Source organism: Mycolicibacter heraklionensis, from assembly GCF_019645815.1.
In the GTDB taxonomy this organism is placed as follows: Bacteria; Actinomycetota; Actinomycetes; order Mycobacteriales; family Mycobacteriaceae; genus Mycobacterium; species Mycobacterium heraklionense.
Genome location: NZ_CP080997.1, coordinates 1,933,736 through 1,948,413 on the forward strand (window position 1 = coordinate 1,933,736; position 14,678 = coordinate 1,948,413).

At 68.3% G+C, this 14,678-nt stretch carries 13 protein-coding genes; 8 read left to right on the top strand and 5 right to left on the bottom strand.

The genetic code is table 11. The annotated features are described in order from the left end of the window. Positions 1-50: 50 nt before the first annotated feature. The 3 genes from K3U94_RS09005 (at position 51) to K3U94_RS09015 (ending at position 2,640) form a co-directional block, all read left to right on the top strand. A complete protein-coding gene (locus K3U94_RS09005; protein WP_047319486.1) occupies positions 51-1,130 on the top strand; it encodes an AraC family transcriptional regulator in 1,080 nt (359 codons plus the stop codon). Positions 1,131-1,140: 10 nt separating this feature from the next. Further along, positions 1,141-1,983, top strand: a complete 843-nt coding sequence (locus K3U94_RS09010) for a serine hydrolase domain-containing protein (protein ID WP_230987510.1) — start codon at positions 1,141-1,143, stop codon at positions 1,981-1,983. Between the two features lie 135 nt (positions 1,984-2,118). After that, positions 2,119-2,640, top strand: coding sequence for a DUF3145 domain-containing protein (locus K3U94_RS09015; protein WP_047319574.1), 522 nt, complete (start codon positions 2,119-2,121; stop codon positions 2,638-2,640). Between the two features lie 14 nt (positions 2,641-2,654). Here the strand turns inward: K3U94_RS09015 and K3U94_RS09020 are convergent, their stop codons facing one another. Both K3U94_RS09020 and K3U94_RS09025 read right to left on the bottom strand, forming a co-directional pair. Further along, positions 2,655-3,563: a diacylglycerol kinase gene (locus K3U94_RS09020; protein WP_047319485.1), complete on the bottom strand. Its 909-nt coding sequence runs from the start codon at positions 3,561-3,563 to the stop codon at positions 2,655-2,657. Beyond that, the gene (locus K3U94_RS09025) at positions 3,560-5,140 is read right to left on the bottom strand and encodes an FAD-binding oxidoreductase (RefSeq protein ID WP_220696733.1); all 1,581 of its coding nucleotides are present in this window, start codon (positions 5,138-5,140) and stop codon (positions 3,560-3,562) included. The genes K3U94_RS09020 and K3U94_RS09025 overlap by 4 nt, the downstream gene beginning before the upstream one ends. A 56-nt stretch (positions 5,141-5,196) precedes the next feature. On the opposite strand from K3U94_RS09025, the gene K3U94_RS09030 reads away from it, so the two are divergent. The 4 genes from K3U94_RS09030 (at position 5,197) to K3U94_RS09045 (ending at position 9,659) form a co-directional block, all read left to right on the top strand. Continuing rightward, positions 5,197-5,775 carry a TetR/AcrR family transcriptional regulator gene (locus tag K3U94_RS09030; RefSeq protein ID WP_220696273.1) on the top strand — a complete coding sequence of 193 codons (579 nt, stop codon included), beginning with the start codon at positions 5,197-5,199 and terminating at the stop codon, positions 5,773-5,775. After that, on the top strand, positions 5,772-7,310 hold the full coding sequence (locus K3U94_RS09035) for a glycerol-3-phosphate dehydrogenase/oxidase (protein ID WP_220696274.1): 1,539 nt from the start codon (positions 5,772-5,774) through the stop codon (positions 7,308-7,310). The genes K3U94_RS09030 and K3U94_RS09035 overlap by 4 nt, the downstream gene beginning before the upstream one ends. 48 nt (positions 7,311-7,358) lie before the next feature. After that, a complete protein-coding gene (locus K3U94_RS09040) occupies positions 7,359-7,985 on the top strand; it encodes a TetR/AcrR family transcriptional regulator (protein WP_220696275.1) in 627 nt (208 codons plus the stop codon). An 81-nt stretch (positions 7,986-8,066) separates the two neighbouring features. After that, the gene (locus K3U94_RS09045; RefSeq protein WP_220696276.1) at positions 8,067-9,659 is read left to right on the top strand and encodes an FAD-dependent monooxygenase; all 1,593 of its coding nucleotides are present in this window, start codon (positions 8,067-8,069) and stop codon (positions 9,657-9,659) included. A 4-nt stretch (positions 9,660-9,663) separates the two neighbouring features. Here K3U94_RS09045 and K3U94_RS09050 read toward each other — a convergent pair whose 3' ends face one another. Both K3U94_RS09050 and K3U94_RS09055 read right to left on the bottom strand, forming a co-directional pair. Beyond that, positions 9,664-10,230 (bottom strand): methyltransferase family protein, encoded by a 567-nt coding sequence (locus K3U94_RS09050; RefSeq protein WP_220696277.1) that lies wholly within the window; start codon positions 10,228-10,230, stop codon positions 9,664-9,666. A gap of 79 nt (positions 10,231-10,309) precedes the next feature. Then, on the bottom strand, positions 10,310-11,188 hold the full coding sequence (locus K3U94_RS09055; RefSeq protein WP_220696278.1) for a LysR family transcriptional regulator: 879 nt from the start codon (positions 11,186-11,188) through the stop codon (positions 10,310-10,312). Between the two features lie 111 nt (positions 11,189-11,299). Here K3U94_RS09055 and K3U94_RS09060 point away from each other — a divergent pair, with 111 nt between their 5' ends. Further along, positions 11,300-12,049, top strand: coding sequence for an SDR family oxidoreductase (locus tag K3U94_RS09060; RefSeq protein WP_220696279.1), 750 nt, complete (start codon positions 11,300-11,302; stop codon positions 12,047-12,049). Here the strand turns inward: K3U94_RS09060 and K3U94_RS09065 are convergent, their stop codons facing one another. Beyond that, positions 12,050-14,506, bottom strand: a complete 2,457-nt coding sequence (locus K3U94_RS09065) for an arylsulfatase (RefSeq protein ID WP_220696734.1) — start codon at positions 14,504-14,506, stop codon at positions 12,050-12,052. It lies immediately after the preceding gene. Positions 14,507-14,678: the final 172 nt, after the last annotated feature.

A 14,678-nucleotide genomic window follows, 5' to 3' on the forward strand; every position in this document is an offset into this window, starting at 1 on the left:
ACGCGGGCGAAGTCTTGACATCTGCGGACATTTCTTTGATATTTGCGGACATGTCGGTGGTGCGCGGCACCGCGCTGTCCGGATACCCGGAGCTGGTCACCGAGCTCGGCGGTGATCCCGCGGCATTGCTGGCCGCAGCCGGGGTGCCGGGCGGATCGGTCGGAGCCCACGACGTCTTCGTGCCGTACCGCGCAGTGATCCTGGCCGTTGAGTCTGCAGCGTATGCCACCGGTTGCCCGGATTTCGGGCGCCGGCTGGCGCTGCGTCAGGACATCGGCAACTTCGGGCCGCTGGGTGTGGCCGCACGCACCGCGGCCACCGTCGGCGGCGGGTTCTCGATCGTGGAGCGGTTCCTATCCGCCTACAGTCCGGCGATCTCAGCGCGCATCATCCCGGGCGGCCGTGCCGGCGGTTCAGCGAGGCTCGACGCAGGAGAGGGGAAGCTGGGACCGCCGCATGAACCCGGCGAGTCGTTCTATGCGTTCGAGGTGCTCATCGAGCGATCCCCGCCGCACCCGCAGACCACCGAGCTGTCGCTGGGGGTCTCACTGGGAATCATGCGGATGATGTTCGACGCCCCGTATTCGCCACTGTCGGTGCACCTTCCGCACGAGGCGCTCACCCCGGTGCGCGACTATCTGGCCTACTTCGGCTGCCGCCCCTACTTCGCGCAACCGGTGGCCGGGTTCACCTTTCGCACCGTCGATCTGGACCGACCCCTGCACCGGGACGACCAGGCCCACCAGGCCATGGTGCGCTATCTGCGTGGCATCACCGCCGAGTCCCCGGGCATCGCGGCGTCGGTGCGTGCGATCGCTCGCCAGCTGTTGCCCACCGGCACCGTGAACCTCGAGCTGATCGCCGGCCAGCTCGGCCTGCATCCGAAGGCGCTGCACCGGCGACTGGCCGCCGAGGGGACTACGTTCGCCGCCCTGGTCGACGGGGTCCGCCGGGAGGCCGCTCACCGCTACCTGCGTGACACCGACATCAGCCTGGCGCACCTCACGCGCGAGCTCGGCTACGCCGAACAGAGCGTGCTCAGCCGGTCCTGTCAGCGCTGGTTCGGCTGCAGCGCGAGCAGTCACCGCAAGGCCGTCCGCGCGGCGACCGGGTTCGACGGCCGAGGCTAGGGTGATGGCGGTGTCCGCCGCTGAAGCCCCGTCCGCCCTCTCCGCCCTCGACGACTGGCCCGTCGACCACGCGGCCGCTGCCGTCGTCGGCCCCCAAGGCGTGCTGGCCACCCACGGCGACACCGCGCGGCCGTTCTACCTCGCGTCGGTGACCAAGCCCTTGGTGGCGCGGGCGGTGCAGGTCGCGGTGGAGGAGGGAGCCGTCGAACTCGACACCCCGGCCGGGCCGCCGGGTGCCACGGTGCGGCATCTGCTCGCGCACGCCTCCGGGCTGTCGCCGGACTCCGATCGGGTCCTGGCCAAGCCCGGCACCCGGCGGGTGTACTCCAACTACGGCTTCGCGGTGCTGGCCGACACGGTGCAGCGGGAGTCCGGGATCGAATTCGGCCGCTACCTGACCGAAGCGGTGTTCGAGCCGCTGGGCATGGCAGCCAGCCGGCTGGACGGGGGAGCGCCGGCGGCCGGTTTCGGAGGCACCTCGACCGTCGCGGACTTGGCCGCGTTCGCCGGTGACCTGCTGACGCCGGCCACGGTGTCGCCGCAGCTGCACGCCGAGGCCACCCGCGTGCAGTTTCCCGGCCTGGACGGCGTGTTGCCGGGTTACGGGCCGCAGCGGCCGAACGACTGGGGGCTGGGCTTCGAGATCCGGGACGGCAAAACGCCGCACTGGACCGGCACGGCCAACTCGGCGCGGACGTTCGGCCATTTCGGCCAGTCCGGCACCCTGATCTGGGCTGATCCGGCGATCGAGCGGGCGCTGGTGGTGCTCACCGACCGCGACTTCGGCGACTGGGTCACGGGCCGCTGGCCGGCCCTGGCCGACGCAGTGGTAGCCGCGTTCGGCCGGGACTAGCCAACAGGCGTCACACGAGGCACAATAGACACATACAACACTGAATACACTCCAGTTTCTGCAGCAACACTGCTCAAATTCGGTCCCACCAGGTCGTTGGGGAAGACGTCCCTCGTGGATCCGAAGGAGCAACTGATGCGCGCGACGAATCAATTCGCCGACGTGACCAGCGGCGTGGTGTACATCCACGCCTCGCCCGCGGCGGTGTGCCCGCACGTCGAGTGGGCACTGACCTCGGCTTTGGGTGCCCGAAACGGCCAGGCGAAGCTCAACTGGACGCCGCAACCGGCCATGCCGGGACAGCTGCGAGCCGTGGTCAACTGGGTCGGTCCGGTGGGCACCGGCGCCCAACTCGCCAGCGCGCTGCGCTCCTGGTCGGTGTTGCGGTTCGAGGTCACCGAGGATCCCAGCGCCGGAGTCGACGGCCAACGGTTCAGCCACACCCCGCAGCTCGGTCTGTGGAGCGGGACGATGAGCGCCAACGGCGACGTGATGGTCGGGGAGAACCGCCTGCGCACGCTGATGGCCGCCGGCGCCGACGCGCTCGCCGCGGACCTGGAAACGGTGCTGGGCACCGCCTGGGATGACGCGCTGGAGGCCTATCGCGACGGCGGTGAGGGCGCGGAGGTGTCCTGGCTCAGCCGCGGCGTGGGCTGATTTCCTATGGCGGGCTAGGGACGGCGCAGGATTTGCAGCGCACCCGGCACCGCCGCCACCGTCACCGGCAGTGGGGCTACGTAGTCACCGTCGGCGTAAGCGTTGATTCCGGGGCACTCGACTCGAATAGACTTCGCCCGCCGGGTGGTCACCTCATCGAGAAGCACATGGGTGCCCTTGAACACGGTGGGGAACAGCCGGATCAGCTTGGTCCGTGAACCCGAGTGCACCATGGTGACATCCAGCAGGCCGTCGGCGTGATCGGCGCCCGGGCAGATCAACATGCCGCCGCCGTAGCTGCGGGTGTTGCCGAACGCCGCCAGCGTCAGCTCGATGTCCACCGGCTCGTCGTCGTCGAACGTCAGGCGGAACGGCAGCAGCCGTAGCTTGGACATCTCCGCCACCATGGCCACGTTGTAGCGCATCCGGCCGTGCGGCCAGCGCATCCGATTGACGCGGTCGCTCACCAGCGAATCGAAACCGGCCGCCATCACGGTGCCGAACCAGGACACCGCGCCGCTGTCTTCGGTGATGCGGCCCAGATCGATCGTCTCGGTGCGGCCTTCGGCGACGACGTCGGCGGCCGCCTCGGGATCGCCGGTGGGCAAACCGTATTCCCGGGCGTGGTCGTTGCCGGTGCCGGCCGGGATGATCCCCAGCGGCACGTCACCGAGCGCCAATGACTGCAACGCCAGTGAGATGACACCGTCGCCGCCGGCCACCACCACGGCATCCGTTCCGGCCGCCAGCGCCTCGTCGAGCAACTGCCGCGCGTGGCGGGCGTCGGAGCCGACGATGTGGTTGACGTTGACGCCGCGCTGCTGGAACCGCGCCAGCGCCCGCTCCGCCGCATGCCGGGCATTGCCGTGTCCGGCCGCCGGGTTGGTCAGCAGCGTGATCCGGCGGATTTCTCGGCTCGTCATGGAATCAGTTTGCCGGGGTTGAGGATTCCGGCCGGATCCAGCGTGGCCTTGACTGCTCGCAGCACCTGCACACCCAGCTCGCCGACCTCTTCGCTCATCCACGGCCGGTGATCGGCGCCGACGGCGTGGTGGTGGGTGATGGTTCCGCCCGCGCGCATGATCGCATCGCCGGCAGCGGCTTTCGCGGCCTGCCACTGTTCGATGGGGTTGCCGCGCTGGCCGGCGACCACAGTGAAGTAGAGCGACGCGCCGGTCGGGTAGACGTGCGAGATATGGCATAACACCAGCGCGGGCGTCCCGCTGTCGCCCAGTGCGGTGGTCAGTGCCTCGGTGACCGCCGTCTTGAGCGCCGGAACGCCGGCCCAGTCGGTGGCGGTCTCCAGCGTTTCGCACAGCGCCCCGGCAGCCAGCAGCGAATCGCGCAGGTACGGCGCGCCGAAACGGCCGTGCTCCCAGGCGCGCGCCGGTTCTTCGCCCAGCGACGTGCCGCGGTGCGCGGCCAGCACCGCCCGGGTTTCTGCGTGCCGGCTTTCGGTGTGCTCGGCGGTCCCCTCGAACAGCGTGATCGCCAGGCAGCCGCCGGTGATCTGTTGCTCGCCGATCTGCTCGGTGGTGGCCAGGTTCACGCCGGTCTCGGCTTCGTCGGACAGCCGGATGACGGTCGGTCCGGCGCCGGTCTGAGTGACGGCGCGCAGGGCCGCGGCGCCGGTGGCGAAGTCCGGGAACGACCACGCCTCGTAGCGGGTGGTCGCCGGCACCGGATGCACGCGCACCCGCACGCGGGTGATGACGCCGAAGACACCCTCCGAGCCCAGCACCAGCTGGCGCAGGTCCGGTCCGGCCGCTGAGGCCGGGGCGCGGCCCAGGTCCAGCACGCCGGCCGGGGTGATCATCCGCAGGCCGCGGACCATGTCGTCGAAGCGGCCATAGCCGGCCGAGTCCTGGCCCGAGGAGCGGGTGGCGGCGTACCCGCCCAGGGTGGCGAACTGGAAGCTCTGCGGAAAATGGCCCAACGAGAAACCGCGCTCACCGAGCAGTCGCTCGGCGTCGGGCCCGGTCACCCCGGCGCCGAATTCCGCCTCGCCGGAGACTTCGTCGAGGTTCAACAGGGCATCGAATCGGCGCAGGTCCACGCTCACGACGGCAGCGAAGTCGCCGCGGATCGGGTCGAGCCCGCCGACGACGCTGGTGCCGCCGCCGAACGGGACCACCGCGATGGCGTGCTGGCTGCAGTAGTCGAGGATGGCGGCGACTTCGTCGTCACTGCCGGGCAGCAGCACCGCGTCGGGCGCATCTTGGGTGCCGGAATCATTGCGCCGCAGCAGATCCAGCGTGGATTTGCCCCCGGCGTGCAGCAGCCGTGCGGTGTGATCGGTGCGGCAGTGCCCGTCGCCGACGATCGCCGCCAACGCGGCGTGGTCAGCGTCGGTCAATGCCGACGGCGTGAGCGACACCTGGCTGGGATCGCGTTCCGGGGCGCTAGTGCCTTCCACGCCCAGGGCTGCCTTGAGCAGTTGACGGATGCCATCGCTCAAAGGCTTGGCCGCTGCCGGATCGCCCCAGGCGTTCCACTTCATCGGCGGGGTCAGGGCGTCCCGGGCATCGGCCTGCGTCATGCGTTACAGTATTACACGTGCTGTCAACCAGTAATGACGAGCAGGTGGAGGTCGGGGAGCGGATCCTCGATGCCGCCGCGAGCTGCCTGCTTGCCTTGGGAATGGAGCGGGTGACGTTGGCGGCCATCGCGCGTCGCGCCGGGGTGAGCCGCCCGACGGTGTACCGGCGTTGGCCGGACAGCCGGTCGGTGATCGCCGCACTGCTGACTTCACGGATCACCGCCGCCTGGGGCGAGCTGGAGCAACCTGGAACGGGACGTGAGGCGCTGGTGAAGCGGATCGTCGCGGTTGCGGCGCGGCTGCGCCACGACGAGGTGGTGATGCAGGTGCTGCATCACGCACCCGATCTGGCGATGGTCTACATCGCCCAGCGGATGGGGTCCAGTCAACGGCGGTTGGTCGATCTGGTGGCCGGCGAACTCGGCGACGCCCAGGCCGCCGGCGGTGTGCGAGCCGGTGACCCACGCCAACTCGCCGCGATGTGTCTGTTGATCACCCAATCGGCGATCCAGTCCGCCCAAGTCGTCGCGCCCATCTTGGACGAGGACGCGCTCTCCACCGAACTGGCCTACACCCTGAACAGGTACCTCTCGTGATACCCGACACCGCCGCGCTCAATGCCGCCCGCCGCACCGCCGAACTGAGCGCACTGGCGGAGCACCCGACTGTTGATGTCGTCGTGATCGGCGGGGGGATCACCGGTGCCGGCATCGCCCTGGACGCAGCCACCCGCGGGCTGCGGGTGGTGTGCGTGGACAAGCAGGACCTGGCCTTCGGCACCAGCCGGTGGAGCTCCAAACTGGTCCACGGCGGGCTGCGATACCTGGCCACCGGCAACGTGGGCATTGCGCGCCGCAGCGCGATCGAGCGCGGAATCCTGATGACTCGCAACGCTCCGCACTTGGTGCGGGCTATGCCGCAACTGGTCCCGCTGCTGGGGTCGATGCGTCGGCGCGACCGGGCCCTGGTGCGTACCGGCTTTCTTGCCGGTGACGCGCTGCGCCGGCTGGCCGGCACACCCGCGACGGTGTTGCCCCGCTCGCGACGGGTCTCGGCCGAGCGCGCCGTGAAGTTGGCGCCGACCGTGCGCCGCGACGGCCTCGACGGTGGCCTGTTGGCCTACGACGGGCAACTGATCGACGACGCCCGCCTGGTCACGGCCGTTGCCCGTACCGCGGCCCAATACGGCGCGACGATCCTGACCTACGTGGCGGCATCGCAGGCCGCCGGCGACAGGGTACGGCTGACCGACCAGTTCTCCGGTGAGTCCTTCGACGTCGCCGCCCGGGCCGTGATCAATGCGACCGGGGTCTGGGCCGCCGACATCGACCCGGCGCTGCGGCTGCGGCCGAGCCGCGGAACGCATTTGGTGTTCGACGCGAAGGACTTCGGCTATCCGACCGCCGCGCTGACGGTGCCGATCCCCGGTGAACTCAACCGGTTCGTGTTCGCCATGCCCGAGCAGCTCGGACGGGTGTACCTGGGTCTTACCGACGAAGAGGCGCCGGGGCCGATTCCCGATGTGCCGCAACCTACGTCGGCGGAGATCTCATTCCTGTTGGACACCGTCAACACCGCGTTGGGCACCGCATTGAGCACGGCCGACGTCCGCGGCGCCTATGCCGGGCTGCGGCCGCTGATCGATACCGGCGAAGGCCGCACCGCGGACGTCTCACGCAACCACGCCGTCGTCGAATCGGAGACCGGGGTGTTCAGCGTGATCGGCGGAAAGCTGACCGAGTACCGGCACATGGCCGAAGACGTGCTGGACCGGGCCGCGCGCCTGCGGGATCTGCGGGCCACACCGTGTCGGACGCGGGACCTGCCGCTGATCGGCGCGCCGGAGAACCCGGGGACTGCCGCGACGCCGGCGGGAGCGCTGCCCGAGTCGCTGGTGGCGCGCTACGGCGCGGAAGCGGCCAATGTGCTGGCCGCCGCCACCTGCGAGCGGCCCGCAGAAGCGGTGACCGACGGAATCGACGTGATCCGCGCCGAGTTCGAGTACGCCGTCAGCCACGAAGGTGCGCTGACCGTCGGGGACATCGTGGACCGCCGGACCCGGATCGGATTGGTCGCCGACGACCGCGACCGTGTGCTCGAGGTTGCCCGGGAGTTCGCTCCGCACGAGTGATCGCGAGTCTCGCAAACGGAACCGACTCGTATCGCTAAGCTGGGGCCTATGGCAGAGGAGGGGGCCGGCGCCGGACCGCATCCACGGCGCAGCCCGGGGCGCCTGGACCGGACGCGTGACCCGGCCATCCTGAACGCGGCACTGCAGGGTGTGGCCGAGCTGGGGTACGACCGGCTCAGCGTGGACGACATCGCGGGCCGCGCCGGTGTCGGCAAGGCCGCGATCTACCGGCGCTGGCCGTCGAAAGCGGTGGTGGTGGCCGACGCGATCGCGCACTGGCGCAGACAGCAGGGCTCGGTCGAACCGCCCAACACCGGCAGTCTGCGCGGTGATATCGAGACACTGGTCGCAATGGTGCCCGAGTTCGATGACGCTGGTCTGAGCATGATTCAGGTCATCGTGGGGGTGGCGGCGGCCGCCATGCACAACCCCGTGCTGGCGGCAGCCCTCGATGATCTGGTGCTCGACCCGCCACGCCACGTGATCCGGGTGCTGCTGGACCAGGCACTGGCGCGGGGCGAAATCCCGGCCGGCCGCGACCTGAGTCTGATCCCCGACGTCGCGTTGGGTCTCAACATGCTGCGCGTGATGACCGGACGACCGGTCGACCGGGTTTTCGTCCGGCGCGTGCTCGAAGACGTGATCCTGCCACTCACCGGTGCGCCGACGCCCTAATCGGGTTGCGCGACGCAACTGCGCGTGCCACATTGGCATCTATGCGGAACTGATTAGTTCCGCATAGATCGGGAGGTGGCGATGACCGGCAATCGAGTCCCGGTACTGATCGTCGGCGCAGGCGCGGGCGGCTTGAGTGCCTCGGCACTGTTGGCCAAACACGGCGTGCGGTCCCTCGTGGTCGAGAAACGCCGCGAGGTCTTCCTCTACCCAAAAGCCCGCAACCTGAGCTTCCGCAGTCTGGAGATCCTGCGCGGCCTGGGCCTGGCGGACGAGGTGCACGCGGTGGCCGAGGGCGTCTCGGACATGCTCACCAAAGCCTCGCTCACCAGCACACAGGCCCAGCCGGCGTTTGACGTCGACGCGATCTTCGCACCGTTCGGCGGCCTCAGTCCCGAGCCGGCCGCGCAGTACTGTCCGCAAAGCGCGCTGGAGCCGATGCTGCTCGAACACATCCGCGGGCAGGGCGGCGAGGTTCGCTACGGCACCGAGTTGTGTTCCCTGGAGCAGGACGACACCGGAGTCACCGCCGTTGTCCGTGACCGCGACACCGGCGGCGCCGAGGTGGTGCGTGCGGACTACCTGATCGCTGCCGACGGCGTGCACAGCCCGGCCCGCGACGCGCTCGGCATACCGACGTCCGGGCACGGGGCGTTGCCGATCTACGTCGTGTTCATCTACTTTCGCGGGCCCTGGCGACAGTTCGTTCCGCAGCTCGGCGACGGTGACGCCATACAGGTCGCCAACGACGAGGTGGACGGCATCTTTCTGCCGGTGCGTGACGACTTCGGCATGTTCCTCACCACCTATCTGCCCGGCCGAGGCGAGACCGCTGCGCAATTCACCGCCGATCACTGCCACCGGCTGCTCACCAAGGCGATCGGTGAGCACATCGATATGGAGATCGTCGAGGTGACGCCGTGGCAGCCCTACGAGCTGGTCGCTGACTGGTTCCGCTGCGGCAGAGTGTTTCTCGTCGGGGACTCGGCTCACGCCATGCCGCCGTTCAAGGCCGGCGGCGCCAACTGCGCCATCCAGAGCGCACACAATCTGGCCTGGAAGCTGGCGGCCGTTTCGGCGGGGATGGCCGATCCGGCGCTGCTGGACACCTATCACACCGAACGGCACCCGGTGGGGTGCTTCAGCGCCCGCCAATCGCTGACCGGGCCGGTGCTGCCCCTGCTGCGGCTCGACGACACCGGACCGGGCCTGTCGGCGGGTGAAGAGGCGCCGATGTTCGCCCTGCTGATCGGCTACCGGTATCGGTCAGCCGCGGTGCTGTCGGACGACCCAGCGCCGTCCGACCCCAGCGCGGTCTCACTGGTGTCGGACCTGTGCGGACAACCCGGCACCCGGGTGCCGCATGTATGGCTGACGCATGGCGGACAACGGCTTTCGACCCTTGATCTGCTCGGCCCGGGTTTCACCGTGCTGACCGGGTCCGACGGTGGACGGTGGCGGGCCGCCGCGGCACAGACCTCGGAGGTACTGGGCATCCCACTGGTCGCGCATCGGATCGCCGATGAGGGCTGGGCGCGTACCACCGGACTGGCGCCCGACGGCGCATTGCTGATCCGTCCGGATGACTTCGTGGGATGGCGCGCCGACGGGCTGCCGGCCAACCCCGACAGCGAGCTGCAGCGGGCGTTGTCGACCATCCTCGCCCGCAGCTGAACTCCTACAGATACCGGCGAACCCGGCCGCAGTAGTCGGCGTACTCACGGCCGTAGTGCTCACGCATGAAGGCTTCCTCCCGCAGCACCTGGCGGTTGAACAGCCACAGACCGGCGAGCAGGTAGATGAGCGGAACCCAGCTCGGAAACACCAGGAACTGGCCGAGCAGCACCAGCCCGAATCCGACATAGATGGGATTGCGGCTGATCGCGAACACGCCCGACGTCACCAGCTTGTCCGGGTTATCGGTGTCGATACCGACACGAAAACTGCGGCCGAAGGCGACCAGGCTCAACCCGACCAACAGCACGCCGCCGAAACACAGTGCGACCCCGGCCCAGGCGACGGGGGTTGAGCTGAAGAACCGCCCGGAGCCCACCAGCGGCCATCCGAACGCGCCGGCGAAGACCGCGTAGAAGTAGGCCAGCGCGAAGGGCGGGATCAGGAAGTCCTTGTTGTCGATGCGCCCGAAGTGCAGGGCATCGGTTCCGCTGCGCCGCAGCACGATCAGACGAACAGCCACCAGGACGGGACACAGCGCGAGTGCCAGGGCGGCCAGATATCCGGGCATCGGAAACCCTCCGGTCTGCTGCGGCTAGAGCTATCTAATTCATCGTATGATGAATTGTCTTGGGTTGTCGTGCCGGTTGTCAAGGGCGTCGACGCAGAATGAGGTCCCGTACCGCTGAACTGGTATGCGGCTGCCACAGCGCCTGCATGGGCACCAGCAGCGGCTCGTCGAGGTCGACCACCGTGACGGCTCCATCGAGGGCCGGGCCGGCCGGTGCGGTGACGAACGCCGCGGCGCTGTCGGTCAAGGCCGCTACCTCAGGCGGGCAGCCCTGCACCCGACTGACCTGATACTGCGGTTCGAAACCCGCACGCCGGCAGGCGTTGATCAGGAAGTCGCTGTAATAGGAGGCGCCGGGCGGCGCCCACAGCGCGATCACTTCGTTCGCCAGGTCGGCGATGCGGAGGGGGGAGCGCGCGGCCAGCGGGTGGTTGCTGGGCACGGCGACCCGCAGCGGGTCGTAGCGGATCACCGCGCCGGCGAGCAGCTCTTGGGGCACCACCGCGCGGCGCAGCCCCAACTGCACGGCGCCGTCGCGCGCCCCGGCGGTGAGCCGGTCCGGAAACAGCTGCACGACCGTGAATGACGTGTCGGGCGCCGCGGCGATCGCCGGTTCGATCAGTGTGTAGACGTCGCGGTTGCTGATCGCAGGGGAGTGGCCGATGACGAATTCCTTCGGTTGCGCGCTGGCCGCGGCGCGGGTGTGCGCAGTGAGGGTTCTGGCCGCTGCGAGCAGAGCGCGGCCCTCGTCCATCAGGGTCTGGCCGGCCGGGGTCAACGCGATGCGGCGGCCGGAGCGCACCAGCAGTGTCACGCCGATCTCCTTCTCCAGCTGTTGCACCGAATGCGACAGCGCTTGCTGCGACAGGTGCAGTTGCGTGGCGGCGCTGGTGAAGCCGGAAGACTCGGCGACGGCGATGAAGTGGGTCAGGCGGCGCAGGTCGGGGACCGGGAGCATCGATCCATGCTAGCCACAAGTAATTCTTGTCGATAACTCGTATAACGCTGTTTCTCATTTGTGTGTCGCCGGGTTAGTTTCGTGGCCAGAGACAGCAGAAGGGGACTTTCCATGAGCGATTTGACCGGGAAATCGGCGGTGGTGGCCGCCGGGGCCAAGAACCTGGGCGGGCTGATCAGCACCACGCTGGCCTCGCACGGCGTCAACGTCGCGGTGCACTACAACAGCGACAGCTCCGAGCCCGACGCCGACAAGACCGTCGCCGCGGTGCAGGCCGCCGGCGCCAAGGCGATCAAGGTGCAGGGCGACCTGACCGTTCCGGCCAATGTCACCGCATTGTTCGACGTCGCGGTGGATGCGTTCGGCGGGGTGGACTTCGCGGTCAACACCGTCGGCAAGGTGCTGCGCAAGCCGATGCTGGAAACCACCGAAGCCGAGTACGACTCGATGTTCGACATCAACGCCAAGTCCGCGTACTTCTTCTTGCAGCAGGCCGGCCAGCGCCTGTCCGACAACGGTTCGGTGGTGACGATCGTGACCGCACTGCTGGGGGCGTTCACCGACGGCTATTCCACCTACGCGGGCTCCAAGAGTCCGGTGGAGCACTTCACCCGGGCAGCGGCCAAAGAGTTCGGGACCCGGGGCATCAGCGTCAACAGCGTCGCGCCCGGGCCGATGGACACCCCGTTCTTCTACCCGCAGGAAACCCCGGAGCGCGTCGAGTTCCACAAGTCGCAGGCGATGGGCAACCGCCTGACCCGGATCGAGGACATCGCACCGCTGGTGGTGTTCCTGCTCGACGGCGGGCACTGGATCACCGGGCAGACCATCTTCGCCAACGGCGGCTACACCACGCGGTGATCAGTCGCGAGCGAGTGCCGCGGCGGCTTCCCGTTGCAGATCGATGAAGGCCTCCGGGCTGACGTCGATGATGACGCCCTGGATGCTGCCGCCGGTGAAGGTCCCCGGGTTCTGGTATTGACCGGAGACGTTGTCGCCGCTGTCGTACCCGACACACAGTCCGTCGCCGGCGAGCGTGAACTTGCCCACCTGAGCGCGCATCGGACCGCTGTCGACGGCGTTTCCGTCAACGTAAAGCGTTGTGGTACCCAGCGACTCACCGTATTTTCCGGACTCTTTGCGGACAAACTCCATGCCGAGAGTGTGCTTGCCGGGGGTTAGCCGCTGTGAGACGAACTCCTGTTCGGGCTTGATTCCGAGGAAGTTGTACACGTAGTGCAGCTTGCCGTCCTTGATGAACAGCGCGTGCCCGCCGAACCGGGACCCATGGGCAAAGAGCACCCCCTGGGCGTCGCGGGCCAGATCGACGTTGGCGACGATCTTGTACGACCGACCGCGGATATTGGCTGCCACGCCTTCCGGGACAGGCGCGGTATCCGGGTAGTAGGTGTAGCGATCGCGCGGTGGTTCGAAATGCGGCCGGTCGATGGCGATCATTTCGGTGGCTGTGCGGTCGTCGAGCGGCAGAACGTAGTTGTCCTTGGCCTCGGAGAACCACGCGTCGATGAGCGCCTTGAGTTTGTCGGGATACTTGTCGGCGACGTTCGTGGATTCAGAGCGATCCTCATCGACGTGGTAGAGCTCCCAGCGGTCCTGGTCGAAGTGGCTTGTGCCGCTGATCGGTGCGTGCAGCGCCGCCGCCTTCCAGCCGTCTTCCCAGATTCCGCGAGTGCCCAGCATGGCGTAGTACTGCCGCTTCTTGGCGGTGGGCGCATCCGGGGAGTCGAAGCTGTAGCGCATCGACACCCCGTTGAGCGGGTACTGCTTCACGCCGCGGTACTCCTTCGGCATCGGGATTCCCGCCGCATCGAGGATGGTCGGGACGATGTCGGTGGCGTGGTGATACTGATGGCGCACTTGGCCTTTGGCCTTGATGCCTGCGGGCCAGTGGATCACCATGGGGTCGCAGGTGCCACCGGAGAACTGCGAGTAGCGTTTGAACATCTGAAACGGTGTGGAGAACGCGGCCGCCCAGCCGGTCGGATAGTGGTTGTAGGTGTCGGGCGTCCCCAGCACGTCGAGGTAGCGCATATTCTCGGCCAGCTCGTCGGGGTAGCCGTTGAAGAATTTGTTCTCGTTGACCGAGCCGTTCGGGGAGCCTTCGCCGGAGGCGCCGTTGTCGGCGCAGTAGAAGATGAGCGTGTTGTCCAACTGGCCGGAGTTCTCAAGGTAGTCGACGATCCGGCCCACTTGGGCGTCGGTGTATTCGGAGAACCCGGCGAAGACCTCGGCCATCCGGGCGAACAGGCGCTTCTCGTCGGCGTTGAGCGAATCCCACGGCCGCACAGCATCTATCGGCGCGGCGACGTCGTCGGGAAGGGGGTTCAGCGGCGTCAGGCGGGTGCCGTGCGGCATGATGCCCTTGTCGACCATGCGGGCCAACACCCACTCCCGGTACGCCTCGTAGCCGTCATCGAACCTGCCGCGATATTTCTCGGCGTATTCGGTCGGGCTGTGGTGCGGGGCGTGATTGGCGCCCGGGCAGAACCACATGTACCAGGGTTTGGACGGATTGCTGGACCGTTGGTCGCGCAGCATGCGAAGTGCGTTGTCGGCGAGGTCTTTCGACAGGTGGTAGCCGTCTTCCGGGCTGTAGGGCTGTTCGATGAACCTGTTGTCCTCCACCAGATCCGGGTACCACTGGTTGGTTTCACCACCGAGAAACCCGTAGAATCGGTCGAACCCCTTCTGCAGGGGCCACTCCGATTTGCTGCCCCCACTGGAGACGTCCTCCTCGGGCACATTGTGGTTCTTGCCCACCCAGAATGTGCTGTACCCGTTGTCCTGCAGCACCTGCCCGAGCGTCGCGCATTGCGCGGGCAGCCGGGCCGCCGCACCGGGGAAACCGTCGGATCCCTCGGTGATCGAGGCGAAGCGGTTCACGTGGTGGTTGCGGCCGGTCAAGACGCACGACCGGGTCGGTGAACACAGCGCCGTGGTGTGCCATTGCGAATACGTCAGCCCGTTGTCGGCAAGGCGCTGCATGACAGGCATGTCGATCGCCCCGCCGTAGGGTGACCACGCCGCCATCCCGGTGTCGTCGTAGAGCACCACCAGCACATTGGGCGCGCCCTGGGGGGCATGTTTGAGCTCGAACGGACCCCAGTCGGGCTGCGAATCCCGCACGTCGAGTTCGATCTTCCCGTCGAACCCGTCGTTGATCCCGGTGCCATAACCCGGGGCGCCGGCAGTGTCACCGCTGCTGCCCTTGCTTTCGCAGCCAGCCAGCGCCGAGACGCCGGCGCCGCCCACGCCCAGAGCGGCTAGGCCACCCAGTACCTGGCGCCGCCGCAGCATTGCGCGGGGCTGGTCAGTTCCGGACTCGGATCCATCCGGTGCGGCTGCTGGCGTTTCGTCGGCGGACGGCATAGGTGTAGTTGTATCCGACAGCCGGGCGCGACGCATTGGTTCGGGCGTAACCGGCTGCTGCCGAGCGTGCGCAGTTGCGCGCCCGACAGCGGCGGGTCGG